The following is a 16,155-nucleotide window of genomic DNA, read 5'->3' on the forward strand; positions in this document are numbered from 1 at the left end:
ATGACCGAGCCCCTGCCCGCCGACGTCCAGCGGGAGATCGCCCGTGCCCTCGGGGTCGCGCCCGTGCCGGACCCCGCGACGGAGGCCGAGCGCCGGGTGGAGTTCCTGGCCGACCAGGTGCGGACCAGCGGCGCGCGGAGCCTGGTGCTGGGCATCAGCGGCGGTGTCGACTCCACCACCGCCGGACGGCTCTGCCAGCTCGCCGTCGAGCGGCTGCGGGCCGAGGGCCGCCAGGTGACCTTCACCGCGATGCGGCTGCCGTACGGTGTCCAGGCGGACGAGGCGGACGCCCAGCTCGCGCTCGGCTTCATCCGCGCCGACGAGGTGCTGACCGTCGACGTCAAGCCCGCCACCGACGGCGCGCTCGCCGCTCTGAAGGCCGCCGGCCTGACCTACACCGACCACGGCCACGAGGACTTCGTCGGCGGCAACGTCAAGGCCCGCCAGCGGATGGTGGTCCAGTACGCGGCGGCGGGCGCCAAGGGCGGGCTGGTCGTCGGCACCGACCACGCGGCCGAGGCCGCCGTCGGCTTCTTCACCAAGTTCGGCGACGGCGCGGCCGACGTGATGCCGCTGTCCGGCCTGACCAAGCGGCAGGTGCGGGCGATCGCCGAGGCGCTGGGCGCACCGGCCGAGCTGGTCAAGAAGGTCCCGACCGCGGACCTGGAGAACCTCGCCCCCGGCCGCCCCGACGAGGACGCCCTCGGGGTCGGCTACGACGAACTGGACGACTTCCTGGAGGGCCTGCCGGTCAGCGAGGACGTCTTCCGCACCGTCCTGGGCCACTACCGCCGCACCGAGCACAAGCGCAACCTGCCGGTCGTCCCGCCCGTGGCATGACCGGCCCCGACGGGCGCGCCGCCGGGGCCGTCCTCGGAGCCGCCGTCGGCGACGCCCTCGGCGCCCCCTACGAGTTCGGCCCGGCCGGCGCCTTCTCCGCCCGCTTCCCGGACACCCCCGGTGACCTGGTGGCGGGCGGCGGCTGGGGGCTCGGCGCGGCCACCGACGACACCCAGATGGCCGTCCTGGTCGCCGAGTCCCTGATCGAGCGGGGAAGCCTGGACCTCCCGGACGTCTTCGACCGGTTCCGCCGCTGGGCCGCCGCCGACCCCTCGGACATCGGCATCCAGACGGAAGCCGTCCTGACCAGCGGCCTGCCCTGGGACCTCGCCGCCGCCGTCCACTTCAACACCACGCTGCGCGCCGCCGGCAACGGTGCCCTGATGCGCGCCTCGACCTCCGCCGTCGCGTTCGCCCACGCCGGACGGCGGGCCACCATGGACGCGGCCCGGCGCATCGCGGCGCTGACCCACGGGGACGGGGCCGCCTGGGAGGGCTCGGCGATCTTCCACGAGCTCGTCCGGCTCGCGCTGCACGGCGCCGACCCGCTGGCCGAGCTCCCCGCCGTCCTCGCCCACGTCGACCCCGGCCACCGGGAGCGCTACGCCACCGTCCTCGCCCCCGACTGGCACCCGGAGCGCGCCACCGAGGCCAACGGCGCGGTATGGCCCTGCCTCGGCTCGGCGGTCTGGGCGCTGCGCACCACCGAGGGCTTCGAGCAGGCGCTGCGCGCCGCGATCGACCTCGGCGGGGACACCGACACCGTGGCCGCCGTCACCGGCGGCCTGGCCGGTGCCAGGTACGGCCTGGCGGCGATCCCGGAGCGCTGGACCGGGCCGCTGCACGTCGAGCTGCCCGGGTTCGGCGGGCGGGTGCTCCGCGCGCCCGAACTGCTCGACCTGGCACGGAGGTTGACGGCCTGGGAGGCCGGTGGCGCGGATCGGGGCAACGGGGGTTCCCGCCGGCACGACCAGTAACGCGGTGCCCAGGGGCGGCGGCATCGGCAGGGCGGGCGTTCGAGGGGTTGAGGGGCCTTCGGGAACGGACCTCAGGGGAGGAGCGAGCCGATCGGGGCCCCGGCGCCAGGGGATGAGCGACGAGCGTCCCCGGCCACGGTGCCGGGGTGCGGCGTGGGGGCCAAGGGGCGGGGCTGCCACGATGGGGGCGTGCGGCCCGATCCGGGGTCGGCGCGACCGGCGTGCGGCCGGTTGACGAGCGGGGGACGAAGTGATGACGGTGGATCGGCTCGCAGTGGTGTCCGGTGGCGGTACCGGGATAGGCCGGGCGATCGCGGCGCGGTTGGCCGGGGGCGGGCACCGGGTGGTGATCCTGGGCCGCAGGCCGGCCGTGCTGGAGCAGGCCCGGGAGGAGATCGAGCGGACCGCCGGTCCGGGGCGGGTCGTGCCGGTCGCGGCCGATCTGACCGACCCGGCGGCGGTCGAGGCGGCGGCGGCCCGGATCACCGGACTCGGGCCGGTGGACGTGCTGGTGAACAACGCGGGCGCGATCGTCACCCCGCCGGCCGACGGCAGTCTGGGCGCGCTGGCCGCTTCCTGGCGGCGGGACCTGGACGGCAACCTGCTCACCGCCGTGCTGCTGACCACCGCGCTCCAGGACGGGCTGCGCCGTCCCGGCGGCCGGCTGGTGGTGGTCAGTTCGGCCGCGGCCCAGCGCGGTGGCGCGGGCCCGCACTCGGCGGGCTCGTACGCCGCCGCCAAGGCCGCGCTGCACGGCTGGGCGTTCGGTCTGGCCCGGCAGTTGGGGCCGGACGGGATCACGGTGAACGTGCTCGCGCCCGGTTACATCGAGGACACCGAGATCTTCGGGGCCGGCTGGAGCGAGGAGTTCCACGCCCGGAAGGTCGCGGACACCCTGGTCGGTCGGGCGGGCACCCCGGCCGATGTGGCCGAGGCGGTCGCCTACCTCGCCTCCCCGGCCGCCGGGTACCTGACCGGTCAGGTGATCGGACTCAACGGCGGTGCGGTGCTGGGACGTTGAGTCCGAGCCTCGGGGAGCGGCCGGTCAGTCCCCGTCGGCGTCGGGCTCGGAGGCCGGGCTGGATGCGGCGCGGAGGGCGAGCTTGGCCTCGGCGGTCGTCCAGTCGGTGGCGATCGCCTGCTGGGCGGCGGCCAGGGTGACCTGGCCCTTGCAGATCGCGGTGTGGAGGTGGGTCTCCACCGAGTCCTTGGGGTTGTTCGGGCCCTTGCCGGGGACGTGGCCGGGGGAGGGCGGCTGGACCCACAGGTTGCGCGGGTCGTTGGGGTCGCCGCCGAGTTGGAGGCTGATCAGGTGGTCGTACTCGGCGTCGCCCATCGGGCCGTCGTAGCCGTAGGACTTGGCGTTCTCGGCCTTCTCCTTGCCCGTGATGTTCGACGGCGGGCGGATGGTCGAGGTGTAGCCGCCCTGCTTGCAGATGGTGTCCTTGAGGTTGCCCTGGTTCACCGCCGGGCTGATCGCGCCCGGGGTGCAGGAGGCGTCGGGCAGCGGCTGCTTGTCCGCGGTGTAGCGGTAGTGGCAGCTGCCCGGCGCGGGCTGCGGCTGGACGTCGTAACTCGCCTTCGGGCCGGGGCCGGTGACGATCGCGGCGGCCAGGGGCGGGGCGGCCGCCGCGGCATCACCCGCAGCGGCCGGGGCGGAGGCGGAGGCGGACCTGGCCCCCTTGGCGGCGTGGTCGCCGCCGGGCGAGCAGCCTGCGGCTGCGGCGGCGAGCAGGACGGCCGCGGCCATGGCCGGGGCGCGGCGGGCGGGAGCCGGCACGGGGTTCCTCCCTCGGGGGTGGGCGTGGGCGGCGGCCGCCGGACGGGCCGGTGCCGCGCCAGCGGACCCTACCGTGTCCGCGGGGCCGTTGGGGTGACGCCACGTGCGGCGCGGGAAGCCTTCGCAGGGCGTGCGGAACCGTTTCCGCGGCGGAGGTGGATCCGGCCGCCGCCGATGGCCGGTTCCGGTTCTGTCGATGCCGTGAAGGGGCTGTGTCCGGACGGAGCCGGGCAGAGTGCGACCGAACCGCTTCGCCGTCCGCGGGCCGTGTCGTAGCCTGACGCGGACGCGGCAGGGCCGCGATCCGACCGGCGGGAGGGGAAGCATGAACAGGCTTGTGCGCAAAGCACGTTGGCTTGGAGCGGTGGCGGCGGCAGGGGCGCTGCTGCTGACCGGGACGGAGACCGCGGCCGCGGCGCCCGAGGGCCCGCCGGTCAGCGCGGCCCGGGCCGTCCCGACGGCGGACACCCTGGCGTTCGGCGGCACGGCCGAGTCGTTCGCCGTCGTCCCGGACGGCAGCCGCGTCTACGCGGTGGTCGGCCACGCCGTCGACCCCGGCCACTCGGCCCGGGTCGTCCGCAGCATCGACACCCGTACCGGGGCGAGCACCGACCTGCTCACCGTCACCGGCTTCGACAGCGTCGGCCGTCCGACCGTCAGCCCGGACGGCAGCCGGGTCTACGTGACCGTCGACTGGGACCTGCTGACCTTCGACGCCGCGACCGGACAGCAGCTCGCCCGGGTCGCCACGCCCGACCAGCCCCGCCCCGGGGCCATGACCAAGGGCGCGCTGAACGGGGTGACCGTCAGCCCGGACGGAACCCGGGTGTACCTGTCCCAGTACGGCCCCTGGGGCGTGCGCCTGGGCAGCCGGGCCGGCCGCGTCCTCGCCTACGACCCCGCCACCCGGACCTTCACCGGCGGCGTGACCCTCACCGGCTACACCGTCGGCCGGGTGGTGCTCGGCCCCGACGCCACCGACGCCTGGGTCGGCACCGCGGACAACCTCTACCACCTGGACGTCGAGGGCGCCGCCCCGGAGGTCATCGATCCGGTGGCGGACTTCGGCTCCGCCGAGGAGATCGTGCTCGCCGCCGACGGCCGCACCGTCTACGCGAGCGGCTACCGCGACTACGGCACCGTCACCGCCGACATCCTGGACCCGGAGACGAACACCTTCCGGTCCGCCTTCGGCCTCGGGGCCTTCGCCGACGGCCCCCAGCTGCTCGGGACGAGCCCGGACTCCGGCCGGGTCCACGTGTTCACCGGCGCGAGGACCCCGCAGGCCGCACTGCTGTCGTACGACCCCGCGACCGGCGCGGCCGTTCCCGGCGAGACCGTCACCGGCTTCGGCCTGGACTCCGTCGTCCAGGTCCAGCTCGGCGCGGACGGCCGCACCCTCTACCTGGCCGGGCTCAAGGGCGGGGACTCCGTCCTGCGGACCGTCCGCTTCTAGGGACCCGCCGAGCGGCGCCCGACGAGAACGGGCCCGACGAGAACGGGCCCGACGAGAACGGGCCCGACGAGAACGGGCCCGGCAGCCGGCGCCGGAGCGCCGCCGTGCCGGGCCCGGGGAGGGCGGGTCAGCGGGCCTGGGCGGCCTTCGCCTCCTTGGCGGCGGCCGCGGCGGCCGCGGCGGCCTCCTTCTCGTGCTTCTCCTTGATCCGGGCGGTCTCCTTGCGGAGGTCCACCTGGTTGGCGCGCTCGTGCTGGAGCCAGAGCGGGTTCTCGGCCCGGAGGGCCTCGATCTGCTCGGTGGTCAGCGCCTCGGTCACGCCGCCCCGGGCCAGGCCGGAGATCGAGATGCCGAGCCGGGCGGCGACCACCGGGCGGGGGTGCGGGCCGTTCTTGCGCAGGTCCTGGAGCCACTGCGGCGGCTCGGCCTGCAGCGCGTTCAGCTCCTCGCGGGAGACCACGCCCTCCTGGAAGTCGGTCGGCGCGGCGTCGAGGTAGATCCCCAGCTTCTTGGCCGCCGTGGCCGGCTTCATGGTCTGGCTGGTCTTCTGCTTGAGCGATGTCATGGTGACAAGGGTAAGGGAGTGCGCGGGCGCTCCCGGTCACGGTCGGTAGCCTTGCCCTGTGACAGACATGCAGGTGAACCCGACCTTCCGGCTCGTGTACGTCCCGGGCGTGACCCCCGGCAAATGGGTCCGGGTCTGGGAGGAGCGGCTCCCGGACGTGCCGCTGGACCTCCTCGCGGTCGCGTCCGGCGAAGCCGAGCGGACCCTCCGCGAGGGCGGCGCGGACGCCGGGCTGGTCCGGCTGCCGGTCGACAAGGACGTGCTGAGCGCGATCCCGCTCTACACCGAGACCACCGTCGTGGTCTTCCCCAAGGACCACTGGCTCGCCGCCGCCGAGGAGGCCTCGGTGGCGGACCTGGCCGATGAGGTGGTCTTCCACCCGCTCGACGACACCCTGGGCCTCACCGCCGACACCCTGCCGGGGCGCCCCGCCGTAGCCCGTCCGGACAGCACCGCGGACGCGGTCGAGCTGGTCGCGGCGAACGTCGGCGTGCTCCTGGTGCCGCAGTCCCTGGCCCGGCTGCACCACCGCCGGGACCTCACCTTCCGGCCGGTGGCGGACGTGCCGCAGTCCCAGGTGGCGCTGTCCTGGCCGCAGGAGCGGACGACGGACCTGGTGGAGGAGTTCATCGGGATCGTCCGCGGCCGCACGGTCAACAGCTCGCGCGGCCGCGGGGCCGGGCAGGCGGCTCCGGAGGCGCAGCCGAAGAAGGCGGCGGCGGGCCGGGGCAAGCCGCAGCCGCAGCGGGCCGGCGGGCAGAAGAGCGGTGCGCAGAAGGCGGGCGGCCAGAAGTCCGGCGGGCAGCGGGCCGGGGCGCCGAAGGCCGGGGGAGCCAAGGCCGGCGGGCGGGGCGCGGCGGCCCGGCGCGGCAGGCCCAAGCGGTGACCGTGGCGTAGCGTCTGCCCCGTTCGCAGCGGTCGAGGCGGGAGGAGCGGGGCAGTGTGGCACGACCTGATGGCCGTCCAGATTCCGGTCGTGGAGAAGGTCCTCCGCACGATCGCCGTCTACGTGCTGATCCTGGTGCTGTTCCGGCTCGCCGGGAAGCGCGGGCTGGCGGGGCTGAACACCTTCGACATCGTGGTGGTCTTCCTGCTCTCCAACGTGGTGCAGAACGCCATCATCGGCAATGACAACAGCCTGCTCGGCGGCGCGATCGGGGCGGTGACCCTGATCGCGGTGAACGCCGCCGTCACCCGCTGGCTCGCGCGCGACCCGAGGGCCGCCCGGATCCTGGAGGGCCGGCCCACCACCGTGGTGAAGGACGGCAAGCTGGTCGCCGGCGCGCTGCACAGCCTGGCGCTGCGCCCGTCCGAGCTGGAGCACGCCATCCGGATCCAGAACGGCGACAAGGTCGGCGACGTCGCCCGGGCCCGGCTGGAGCCGGACGGACAGCTGCTGGTCTCCCTCAAGGCGGGCGAGCAGAGCGCCACCCGGAGCGACGTCGAGGACCTGCGGCGCCGGCTGGAGGAGATCGAGCGGCTGCTCACCGCCATCGCCGCCGACCGGCGCCCGCCCGGCTGACCGCCGCCCGGGCCTCCGGCCCCCGCCCCGACAGGCCCCGGAACCGACAGGCCCTGGAACCGACAGGCCCTGGAACCGGGAGGCCCTGGAGAGCCGGGGGCCGGTCACGGGTGGACGTCGGCCGGCCGCTCGGCCCCGGCACGCCGGCGGCGCGAGGCGCCGAGGGCCACGGCGGCGGCCAGGGCGAAGCCGAGGGCGGCGGCGAGGAGGTGCCCGACGGTGGTGAAGCCCGGGAGGGGGCCGGGCCAGTCGCCGCCGGAGAGCGGCCAGGCGACGACGAAGGCGGCCCAGGGCAGCCGGGCCCAACGGGGCACGGCGAGGGTGGCGAGGGCGAGGACGGTCTGGGCGCCGTAGCTGATGCCGTAGTCCGAGGCCCCGCGGACGCTCTCCGGGTACCAGCCGTGGCGCAGGGCGAGCAGGATCACCGCGGCGGTGATCAGGGTGGCGCCGATGTGCCCGCCGAGGAACACGGCGGCGGCGCGCAGGCCGCCGAAGCGGCGCTCGGTCCAGGCGAGGCAGCAGCAGACGCCGAGGCCCAGGGTGATCAGGGTGCTGCCGAAGCCGGTGGAGAGGATCTCGGTGAGGGTGCCGTCGAAGAGCAGCGCGCTGCCGAGCAGGGCACCGACCGGGTGGTCGTGCAGGTTGTCGAGGTTGGTGCTGATGTGGTCGCGCAGCGCGTCCGCGCGGTCCGCGGCGAGCAGGTTCTCGACCCAGACGTGCCCGAGCAGGAGCAGGACGACGTAGCCGAAGGTCAGTGGCGAGCGGCGCGGGTACGTCCGGGCGGCGCGCAGCAGCCCGGTCAGGAGCCCCGAGGGGGTTCGAGCGTTCATGGTCTGGTGGCGTCCCGGTCGAGCGGAGTGGTTCCGGCCGGCGCCCGTGCGGCCGGCCACGCCGGGACAGTACCGAAGCCGGGTCGGGATCCGGTCGGCGGACCCGGCGCGGACGGCGTCGGAGCCCGGTCGCCGTCCGGTCAGCGGACCCGGCGGGTGAGTGTCGCGGTGAAGGGCCGGGGCGTGAGGGAGGAGCCGCGGGTGGGGCGGACGGGCCGGCCGGGGGTGGGGGCGATGGTCCAGCGGGCGGCGATGGTGGCGATGGCGAGGACGGCCTCGGTGGTGCCGAAGACGTCGCCGATGCAGCGACGGGCGCCGAGGCCGAAGGGCGCGTAGGTGCCGGGTGCGGGGCGGGCGGTGGTGAGCCAGCGGTCGGGGTCGAAGCGGTCGGGGCGGGGGAAGAGGTCGGCCCGGCGGTGCAGCAGGTAGGGGCTGTAGAGCAGGGTGGCGCCGGCCGGGACGCGGTGGCCGCCGAGCTCGGTGTCGGCGGTGGCGGTGCGGCTGAGGATCCAGGGCGGCGGGTAGAGCCGCAGGGTCTCGCTGACGATCCGGGCGGTGAGCGGCAGGGCGGGCAGGTCCTCGTGGCGGGCGGGCCGGCCGTCCAGGACGGTGTCGAGTTCGGCGTGCAGCCGCATCCGGACGGCCGGGTTGGCGGCGAGCAGCGTCCAGGCCCAGGAGAGGGTGGCGGCGGTGGTCTCCGTGCCGGCCAGCAGGAAGGTGACCACCTGCTCGTGGACCTCGGCGTCGGTCAGGCCCCGGCCGTCCTCGTCCGTGGCGTCGAGCAGCGTGGAGAGCAGGTCGTGCCGGTCGGTGCCGGTGGCGCGGTGGTCGGCGATCAGCCGCCGGGTGATCTCCCGCAGGTCCTGCCGGGCGCGGCGGAAGCGGCGGTTGCCGGGGGTGGGGAGGCGGTCGGCGCCGGGCAGCGGCAGCATCACCCGACGGCCGACGCCGCGGGTGACGGCGTCCATGGACCGGCGCACCGGCAGGGTGCCGGCCCGCTCGTGCGCGGCGAACAGGCAGCGGGCGGTGACGGCGGTGGAGAGGCGGTGCATCGCGGTGGGGACGTCGATCACGTCGCCGTCGCGCCAGCGGGCGGTGGCGCCGCCGATCTCCTCGGCCATCAGCGCGGCGTAGCCGGGCAGCCGGTCGCGGTGGAACGCGGGCTGCAGCATGCGGCGCTGGCGCCGGTGGGCGGCGGCGGGGCAGGTCGCGAGGCCGTTGCCGAGGACCTCCCGGGCCTTGTCGAGGAGGGGCCCGCCCTTGTCGAAGGTGCGGTCGTCGGCGAGCAGCCGGCGGACCAGCTCGGGGTGGCAGACCACGTACGCGTGGAGCGGGCCGAGCCGCAGCCGGACGAGGTCGCCGTGGGCGGGCAGGCCGGCGACGAACTCGTGCGGGTGGTGGAGGAGGGCGGGGGCGTGGCCGAGCAGCGGGAGGCCGCCGGGGGCGGTGGCCGCGGTGAACCGGGTGGTCGGGAAGAAGGGGGTCGGCACGGGCGTCACCTTGGTTGGGGCGGGAGGACCGGGACGAATCGCGAACGTGATCTTTCCCGGCGGCGTGCGGCGAAACGATCGTGGACGGGCGGACGGGGTGAACGCGGGGGCGCGAGCCGAACGGTCGTGCGCCCTCGAAGATTTGAGGGAGCGTTTACCCGTCGGTGTCGACCCCGGTCGGGCGACGGCCGCCGGTCGTGCCTACACTCGAAGCCCTGCGAGATTACCGGTCAGTAGAGCCGGGCAGGTACGACCAACCGGTGCGATCGCCGGACGGTGGAACGTCCGGCAGGGAGTGGGGAGTTCGGATGACCGACGAGCGGGTCCACGCGTTCGCCGACGACGCCCTGGGCGCCCACGACGCGGTGGCGCTCGCCGCGCTGGTCCGGGCCGGCGCGGTCAACCCGAGGGAACTGGTCGGCGCGGCCGCCGACCGGGCCGCGCGGGTGGACGGCACGCTGCTGCCCGTCGCCCATGCTTCGTACGACAAACCGCGGATCAGCCGGGAGGGGATCGGCGGTCCGCTCTGGGGCGTACCGACCTACCTCAAGGACAACGTGGACCTGCGCGGCCTGCCGACCGCGATGGGCAGCGAGGCCTACCGCGCCCGCCCGGCCCGCCGCAACGCGCGCTTCACCGACCAGTTCCTCTCCACCGGCCTGGCCGTCCTCGGCAAGACCAGACTGCCCGAGTTCGGCCTCAACGCCTCCACCGAGTTCGCCACCGCCCAGCCGGTGCGCAACCCCTGGAAGCCCTCGCACTCGCCCGGCGCGTCCTCGGGCGGCGCGGCGGCCCTGGTGGCCGCCGGCGTGGTGCCGATCGCGCACGCCAACGACGGCGGCGGCTCGATCCGCATCCCAGCGGCCTGCTGCGGGCTGGTCGGGCTCAAGCCCACCCGGGGCCGACTGGTCACCAACGCCCAGAGCGGCAAACTGCCGATCGACCTGGTCACCGACGGCGTGCTGACCCGCTCGGTGCGCGACACCGCCGCCTTCTTCGCCGCCGCCGAGCGGCACCGCGGCAACCCCGGGCTGCCCCCGCTCGGCCTGGTCGAGGGGCCGGGCGATCGGCGGCTGCGGATCGGCCTGGTGGTGGACTCGCCGATCGCCAAGACCGACGGGCCGACCCGGCAGGTGGTCGAGGAGACCGCCGCCCGGCTGGAGGCGATGGGCCACCTGGTCGAGCCGACCGCACTGCCCTTCGGCGAGGAGTTCTCCCGCGACTTCGTCAGCTACTGGGGCTACATCGCCTGGGCCATCGCCGCCACCGGCCGGCTGCTGATCGACCCGAGCTTCCGGGCCGGGAAGCTGGACGGCCTGACCACCGGACTGCGCCGCCGGTTCCAGGCGGAGTTCCCGCAGACCCCCGGCGTGCTGCGGCGGCTGCGCCGGGCCGAGGGCGTGTACGCGCGGATCTTCCGCGACCACGACGTGATCCTCTCCCCGGTGCTCGCCCACACCGCCCCGCCGATCGGGTACCTGAGCCCGAACGTGGACTTCGACGAGCTGATGGACCGGCTGATGCGCTACGTCGCCTTCACCCCGGTCAACAACGTGACCGGCGGCCCGGGCATCGCGCTGCCGGCGGGCTCCGAGCCGGGCGGGCTCCCGGTCGGGGTGCACCTGTCGGCGGCGCACGGGCAGGAGCGGCTGCTGCTGGAGCTGGCCTTCGCGCTGGAGGCGGACCGGCCCTGGCGCCGGATCCAGGACTGAACCCGGCGGGGCGGGGCGCACCCGGCGGACCCGGGACCGAACCCGCGGGTCGGGGACCGAACGCCGAGGGTCCGGGACCGGCCGCGCGCGCTCAGGGCGCGGGGGTTCGGGGCATCGGCGCGACCACCGACCGGGCGGCGCGCACCTCGTGGTGGAGCCGGGCCAGCGCGCAGTCCGGTGCCAGCGCGTCCGGCTCCGCCCCCGGCGGCGGCCCGCCGGTGCGCAGCGCCTCGGCGAGGCCGGTCAGCTCCCGGGTGACGGTGGCGACCTCGGCGGCGGTCGGCACCGGAGCGCCGTGCTCGATCCGCACCCGGGTGGCGGTGGTGGTGTCCACGATCCGCTCGACCGCGATCACCACCGGCCAATAGGCCTCCGCCCGGGCGCCGACCGGCGGCGGCTCGGTGAGCGCCCGCTGGAACTCGCTGCGCACGGTGGACAGGTCCCGGTAGAGGCGGCGCCGGTAGCGGGCGCGGGCCGGTTCGTCCCGTCCGGGCGCGGTGGCGAGGGCCAGCGACACGTACGAGGCGGTGTCCTGGACGGCGTCGGCGAGCCGGTCGCCGATCCGGGTGTGCCAGGAGTCCGGCCACAGCAGGTAGCCGACCAGCAGCGCGATGCCGCAGCCGATCAGCGAGTCGTAGAGCCGGGGCGGCACCAGGTGGAAGCCCTGGTGGTTGAGCAGGTCGGAGAGCAGCAGGATCACCGGGGTGATGGCCGCGGTCTGGAAGGCGTACCCCTTGGCGGACAGGGCCGGGATCAGGGCCGCCAGTGCCGCCATCACCGGGACGTCCCACCAGCCGTGCGGCACCTCGGCCAGGACCGGGACGGCGATCAGCAGCCCGGCGGCGGTGCCGAGCGCGCGCAGCACCGCGCGGGAGAACACCGAGCCGAAGTCGGGCTTCATCACGAAGGTCACGGTCAGCGTCACCCAGTACGAGCGGGGCACCGCGATCACCGAGACCAGCACCTGTGCCAGCCCGATGCACAGTGCCAGCCGCAGCCCGTACCGCCAGGACGCGCCGGACAGCAGCAGTGCCCTGGTCGCCCGCCGGGCCCTGACCTCGATCCCGGCGGGGCGGCCCAGCCGGTCGCCGGTGGCGTACGGGTCGGGTGCGGCCTCGTGCACGACGACGGCGGCGTGCCCGATCGCCTGGACCAGCGCGCGGGTGGACGGGCCGGCCGGGACCGGCAGGCCGAGCGGCGGGGGCGGGCCGGTGCGGTTCTGCTCGACGGCGTCGGCCAGCGCGCGCACGGCGGCCGGGTAGCCGGCGGCCAGCGGGCCGAACTCGGGCGGGCGCAGCTGGGCCGCGGAGGCCGCCTCGACCACCGGGATCACCGCGTTGAGCTGGGCGAGCAGCCGCACCAGGGTGGGTGAGCGGCCGTGCCGGCGGGCCCGGCGGGCGAGCAGCAGGTCGTAGGACTGGTTGAGCGACCGGGTGAGTTCGCGGCGGCGTCCGTCGTACTCCGGAGTGCCGGCGGCCTCCAACAGGTCGGCGACCGCCCGGTAGGTGCCGGCCACCACCGCCCGTTCGGGGACGCCCACGCGCAGTGGCCAGGCGAGCAGGGTCAGGGCGAGCACCACCAGGCCGCCGAGCAGCAGCAGGGCGGGCGGCAGCCACCAGGGGGAGGGCAGTGGCAGCCCGGCCCCGACGACCGCGTTGAGCAGCAGGAGCAGTCCGGAGACGGAGGCGACGGCGCCGATCGAGGAGATCATGCCGGAGACCAGCGCGACGACGGTCACCGTCGCGACGGCCGTCCAGCCGGCGCCGAAGACCAGGGTGCCGAGCAGCATCCCCAGGGCGCCGAACAGCTGGGGCGCGGCGATGTTGTAGACCCGCATCCGGTACGCGTCGGCGGTGTCCCCGATGACTCCGGACAGCGCGCCCATCGACACCAGCGCTCCGTAGGCGGGCCGTCCGGTGGCGGTGCCCACCGCGAGCGGGGCGGCGAGGGCGACGGACGCGCGGGCGACCGCGGCCCAGGGGACGGGCGCGGCCCGGGGCCGCAGACCCTCGGTCAGCCACGGGGGAGCCGTCAGCGCGGGTGCCATGAGCCCAACGTACGGCCGGCCCGACCGGTTCACCGTGCGCGCGAATATGTCAATTCCAGAAACATACCCGCTCTTATGTCAGTCTCCGAAACATAAAGCGAACCCCGAGAGGCGTCGTGAGCTGCGTTGATTTCCCAATCGGTAACCCGCAGGAAAGGGTTGACACCATTAGTTGGTCTAGTCCAACGTATGGGGAGCGCGGTTCGGCAAAGGCTGATGCGGGGTGAGGTGCCTTGCCGGGCGGGAGAGTTGGCCCCCTGACGTGGCGCTGTTCCGCGCCCGTGGGCCGAGGCGAGAAGGACCGTATACGGACGGCCCTCCGGGTCGGACTCGAATTCCTGTTGCGGCCGGTGGCCGGCCGTCGACTCGCCGTGCCCGCATCGAGCCCGCGAGGAAGCGCTGCGTCGACTACGAACCATGGAGTGACTGCCCATGCCGAGCCCTGCCGAACACCCCGACGGACCCGACGGGGAATACCTGTACCGGGCCGCCTCGCAGCGCCCCTACTTCAGTGCCGACACCGAGAGCTACCTCGCCCCGACCGCGCTGCGCGAGATCCGCAAGAAGCACCCGCTGCGGGTGCTCTCGGAGGAGGACCACGCGTTCTGGCGGACCTACGGCTACGTGGTGGTGAAGCAGGCGATCCCGGCCGGGGCCGCGCGCCGACTGCTCGACTTCGCCTGGGAGTTCCAGGGCCTGTCGCCGGACCGCCCCGAGGACTGGTACCGCGAGCGCGAGTACCGCGACGAACTCGACCGGCACCTGCACGTCTACGGCTTCGTCGAGGCCTACCACCACCAGCTCATCTGGGACAGCCGCCAGTCGCAGCGCGTCTACGACGCCTTCGTGGACGTGTGGGACTGCGAGGAGCTCTGGGTCACCCTCGACCGGCTCAACCTCAACCCGCCGAACGTCCGCAACCGCGACCGCGCGCTGATCGAGCCCACCGACCGCGGCTTCGACATCGAGCTGCACTGGGACGTCGACACCACCCGGGACATGCTGCCGCAGCGCGTCCAGGGCATCATCGCGCTCAACGACACCGCCCCCGACCACGGCGGCTTCCAGTGCGACCCGGAGCTGTTCCGCCGCTTCGACGAGTGGCGGGCCGCCCAGCCGGCCGACCGCGACCCGATCCGCCCGGACGTCGACCGCGCCGAGTTCCCGGTCGTACGGCCCGAGTTGGAGGCCGGTGACCTGCTGATCTGGAACGGCCTGCTCGCCCACGGGGTGGCGCCCAACACCTCCGCGGGCGGTGTGCGCGCGGTGCAGTACCTGTCGATGATGCCCGCGCTGGAGGAGTCCGAGAAGCTGCGCCGCTCCCGGGTGGAGTCCTGGCGCACGCTCGGCACGCCGGACTGGAACCGCACGCTGGTCGGCGACGCCGACCGGCCCGAGGCGCAGCGCTACGGAACCGCCGAACTCAACGAGCTGGGGGAGAAGTTGCTCGGCCTGCGGTCATGGAGCGGCAAGCCGTTCGACGAATGCGGGGACACGGGGGAGCGGGAATGCGCGACGTCTGCCTGACTCTGCCCACCAACCGCGCGTGCGCGGACACCGTCACCGCGATCGGCGCCGAAGCCGCCCACGCCGTACGGCGGTTCGGCGTCCGGGTGCACCTGCTGGTGCTGGACTCCGCCGAGCCCGCGGACCGTGCCCGGCACGCCGGGGCCCTCGCCGGCCTGCCGGCCGTCGACGGCGTGGTCGTCCACCACCTGGACGAGGACGCCCAGCGGGCCTTCCTGCGCGAGGTGATCGACCGCTCCGGCGCGGCCGACCCGGACCGGCTGCTGCGCCTGATGCTGCCCGACGCCGTCTCCTACGGCGCCTGCACCAACCGGGCGTTCCTGCTGGCCGCCGCCCTCGGCTGCGCGTCGGTGCACCGCCGGGACTCCGACAGCCGCTACCAACTGCTCGACGGCGAACCGGTGTTCCCGATCGAACACGAGCTGGCCACGCTCGGGCTGAAGGCCGCCGACGCGGCCGCCATCGTCACCGAGAACACCCTCGACGCGGCGCACGCGGACAAGCCGGTCGCACTGGTCGGCGCCTCCTTCGTCGGTGAACTCTCCGTCGACGTCGGCGAGATCCGTGAACTCGACCCCGAGGTCCACCACGACGTGGTCGCGCTCTGGGCACCCACCGGCGCGAGCGAGGAGGAGAAGCGCGAACTCGTCGCCGAGTCCTTCACCGGAGGCGGCACCGAGCCCTTCACCGCCGACCGCGCGGTGCTCGACCTGCCCGACATCTGGCACATCGACATGTGCAACATCGGCCTCCACCACGAGGTGTACGAACGGGTGCCGCTGCCGCCCGCCACCGACACCATCGGCAGCGACTACTTCCTGCACCACCTGGTGCGCGACGCGACCCTGCCGGGCGTCACCCACAACCGCCACATCGTCAACTACCACACCCCGGAACGGCGCACCGGCCCCGGCTTCACCGCCTACCAGCTGCGCTACGCCAAGTTCCTGCTCTCCATGCTCTACCTCTACCCGGTCTACTCCGAGATGGAGGCGGCCGGCGGTGCCCTGCTGGACGAACAGCACCGCGTCCGCCCCGAACCGATCGCCGAATCCGCCCGTCGCAGCGCCGCGACGGACCGCGCGGAGAATCACCGCAGGCTCGCCGAACTCGACCGCTGCTACCGACGCCTCGGCGGAAAGTACGCCGAGTTCGCGGACCACCTGGCGCCCCTGCGGGCACGCCTGCTCGACGAGGCGCAGACGGACATCGAGGACTTCGCAGCGCTGATCGACGCGTGGGGCCCGCTGGTGCGGGCGAGCAGGGCCACCCCCGTCGACCGGCGGCCACGCTAGCCGGACGGGGAACTCCACGTGATACGCCAGACCACCAGCCATGCCACCGGCCACGCCACCAGCCTTGCCACCGGCCGCGCCGGCGGCCACAGCGCCGCCCACCCGCCCGCCCAC

The 16,155-nt window shown here is 74.9% G+C and carries 14 protein-coding genes; 9 read left to right on the top strand and 5 right to left on the bottom strand.

Features of this window, described 5'->3' with window-relative positions:
• The 3 genes from nadE (at position 1) to ACZ6EM_RS22860 (ending at position 2,838) form a co-directional block, all read left to right on the top strand.
• The gene (nadE, locus tag ACZ6EM_RS22850; RefSeq protein WP_380540573.1) at positions 1-840 is read left to right on the top strand and encodes an ammonia-dependent NAD(+) synthetase; all 840 of its coding nucleotides are present in this window, start codon (positions 1-3) and stop codon (positions 838-840) included.
• The gene (locus ACZ6EM_RS22855) at positions 837-1,817 is read left to right on the top strand and encodes an ADP-ribosylglycohydrolase family protein (RefSeq protein ID WP_452179213.1); all 981 of its coding nucleotides are present in this window, start codon (positions 837-839) and stop codon (positions 1,815-1,817) included. Before nadE ends, ACZ6EM_RS22855 begins: the two co-directional genes overlap by 4 nt.
• A 253-nt stretch (positions 1,818-2,070) precedes the next feature.
• Positions 2,071-2,838 carry an SDR family NAD(P)-dependent oxidoreductase gene (locus tag ACZ6EM_RS22860; RefSeq protein WP_465773111.1) on the top strand — a complete coding sequence of 256 codons (768 nt, stop codon included), beginning with the start codon at positions 2,071-2,073 and terminating at the stop codon, positions 2,836-2,838.
• 24 nt (positions 2,839-2,862) lie between these two features.
• Here ACZ6EM_RS22860 and ACZ6EM_RS22865 read toward each other — a convergent pair whose 3' ends face one another.
• A complete protein-coding gene (locus ACZ6EM_RS22865; RefSeq protein WP_452179222.1) occupies positions 2,863-3,567 on the bottom strand; it encodes a hypothetical protein in 705 nt (234 codons plus the stop codon).
• A 355-nt stretch (positions 3,568-3,922) separates the two neighbouring features.
• Between ACZ6EM_RS22865 and ACZ6EM_RS22870 the strand changes: the two genes are divergently transcribed.
• The gene (locus tag ACZ6EM_RS22870; RefSeq protein ID WP_465773112.1) at positions 3,923-5,053 is read left to right on the top strand and encodes a YncE family protein; all 1,131 of its coding nucleotides are present in this window, start codon (positions 3,923-3,925) and stop codon (positions 5,051-5,053) included.
• A gap of 127 nt (positions 5,054-5,180) precedes the next feature.
• On the opposite strand, the gene ACZ6EM_RS22875 is transcribed toward ACZ6EM_RS22870, so the two are convergent.
• Positions 5,181-5,618: a DUF5997 family protein gene (locus tag ACZ6EM_RS22875; protein ID WP_401055053.1), complete on the bottom strand. Its 438-nt coding sequence runs from the start codon at positions 5,616-5,618 to the stop codon at positions 5,181-5,183.
• A 58-nt stretch (positions 5,619-5,676) separates the two neighbouring features.
• Here ACZ6EM_RS22875 and ACZ6EM_RS22880 point away from each other — a divergent pair, with 58 nt between their 5' ends.
• On the top strand, positions 5,677-6,504 hold the full coding sequence (locus tag ACZ6EM_RS22880) for a LysR family substrate-binding domain-containing protein (protein WP_465773113.1): 828 nt from the start codon (positions 5,677-5,679) through the stop codon (positions 6,502-6,504).
• Between the two features lie 54 nt (positions 6,505-6,558).
• Positions 6,559-7,140, top strand: a complete 582-nt coding sequence (locus ACZ6EM_RS22885) for a DUF421 domain-containing protein (RefSeq protein ID WP_465773114.1) — start codon at positions 6,559-6,561, stop codon at positions 7,138-7,140.
• A gap of 104 nt (positions 7,141-7,244) precedes the next feature.
• Here ACZ6EM_RS22885 and ACZ6EM_RS22890 read toward each other — a convergent pair whose 3' ends face one another.
• Both ACZ6EM_RS22890 and ACZ6EM_RS22895 read right to left on the bottom strand, forming a co-directional pair.
• The gene (locus ACZ6EM_RS22890; protein ID WP_380540550.1) at positions 7,245-7,970 is read right to left on the bottom strand and encodes a rhomboid-like protein; all 726 of its coding nucleotides are present in this window, start codon (positions 7,968-7,970) and stop codon (positions 7,245-7,247) included.
• 140 nt (positions 7,971-8,110) lie between these two features.
• The gene (locus ACZ6EM_RS22895; protein ID WP_465773115.1) at positions 8,111-9,460 is read right to left on the bottom strand and encodes a cytochrome P450; all 1,350 of its coding nucleotides are present in this window, start codon (positions 9,458-9,460) and stop codon (positions 8,111-8,113) included.
• A gap of 308 nt (positions 9,461-9,768) precedes the next feature.
• Here ACZ6EM_RS22895 and ACZ6EM_RS22900 point away from each other — a divergent pair, with 308 nt between their 5' ends.
• Positions 9,769-11,172, top strand: a complete 1,404-nt coding sequence (locus tag ACZ6EM_RS22900) for an amidase (protein ID WP_401046927.1) — start codon at positions 9,769-9,771, stop codon at positions 11,170-11,172.
• Between the two features lie 91 nt (positions 11,173-11,263).
• Here ACZ6EM_RS22900 and ACZ6EM_RS22905 read toward each other — a convergent pair whose 3' ends face one another.
• Positions 11,264-13,219 (bottom strand): FUSC family protein, encoded by a 1,956-nt coding sequence (locus ACZ6EM_RS22905; protein WP_465773116.1) that lies wholly within the window; start codon positions 13,217-13,219, stop codon positions 11,264-11,266.
• Positions 13,220-13,651: 432 nt separating this feature from the next.
• Between ACZ6EM_RS22905 and ACZ6EM_RS22910 the strand changes: the two genes are divergently transcribed.
• The gene (locus ACZ6EM_RS22910; RefSeq protein ID WP_465773117.1) at positions 13,652-14,746 is read left to right on the top strand and encodes a phytanoyl-CoA dioxygenase family protein; all 1,095 of its coding nucleotides are present in this window, start codon (positions 13,652-13,654) and stop codon (positions 14,744-14,746) included.
• Positions 14,728-16,041 carry a DUF6271 family protein gene (locus ACZ6EM_RS22915; protein ID WP_465773118.1) on the top strand — a complete coding sequence of 438 codons (1,314 nt, stop codon included), beginning with the start codon at positions 14,728-14,730 and terminating at the stop codon, positions 16,039-16,041. Before ACZ6EM_RS22910 ends, ACZ6EM_RS22915 begins: the two co-directional genes overlap by 19 nt.
• Positions 16,042-16,155 lie beyond the last annotated feature (114 nt).

It is taken from the genome of Kitasatospora sp. NPDC041917 (assembly GCF_055589745.1).

Excerpts from the sequence above, each read along its gene's own strand:
- nadE (WP_380540573.1), top strand. The coding sequence starts at position 1 with ATGACCGAGCCCCTGCCCGCCGACGTCCAGCGGGAGATCGCCCGTGCC.
- ACZ6EM_RS22855 (WP_452179213.1), top strand. The coding sequence starts at position 837 with ATGACCGGCCCCGACGGGCGCGCCGCCGGGGCCGTCCTCGGAGCCGCC.
- ACZ6EM_RS22860 (WP_465773111.1), top strand. The coding sequence starts at position 2,071 with ATGACGGTGGATCGGCTCGCAGTGGTGTCCGGTGGCGGTACCGGGATA.
- ACZ6EM_RS22865 (WP_452179222.1), bottom strand. The coding sequence starts at position 3,567 with ATGGCCGCGGCCGTCCTGCTCGCCGCCGCAGCCGCAGGCTGCTCGCCC.
- ACZ6EM_RS22870 (WP_465773112.1), top strand. The coding sequence starts at position 3,923 with ATGAACAGGCTTGTGCGCAAAGCACGTTGGCTTGGAGCGGTGGCGGCG.
- ACZ6EM_RS22875 (WP_401055053.1), bottom strand. The coding sequence starts at position 5,618 with ATGACATCGCTCAAGCAGAAGACCAGCCAGACCATGAAGCCGGCCACG.
- ACZ6EM_RS22890 (WP_380540550.1), bottom strand. The coding sequence starts at position 7,970 with ATGAACGCTCGAACCCCCTCGGGGCTCCTGACCGGGCTGCTGCGCGCC.
- ACZ6EM_RS22900 (WP_401046927.1), top strand. The coding sequence starts at position 9,769 with ATGACCGACGAGCGGGTCCACGCGTTCGCCGACGACGCCCTGGGCGCC.
- ACZ6EM_RS22905 (WP_465773116.1), bottom strand. The coding sequence starts at position 13,219 with ATGGCACCCGCGCTGACGGCTCCCCCGTGGCTGACCGAGGGTCTGCGG.
- ACZ6EM_RS22910 (WP_465773117.1), top strand. The coding sequence starts at position 13,652 with ATGCCGAGCCCTGCCGAACACCCCGACGGACCCGACGGGGAATACCTG.
- ACZ6EM_RS22915 (WP_465773118.1), top strand. The coding sequence starts at position 14,728 with ATGCGCGACGTCTGCCTGACTCTGCCCACCAACCGCGCGTGCGCGGAC.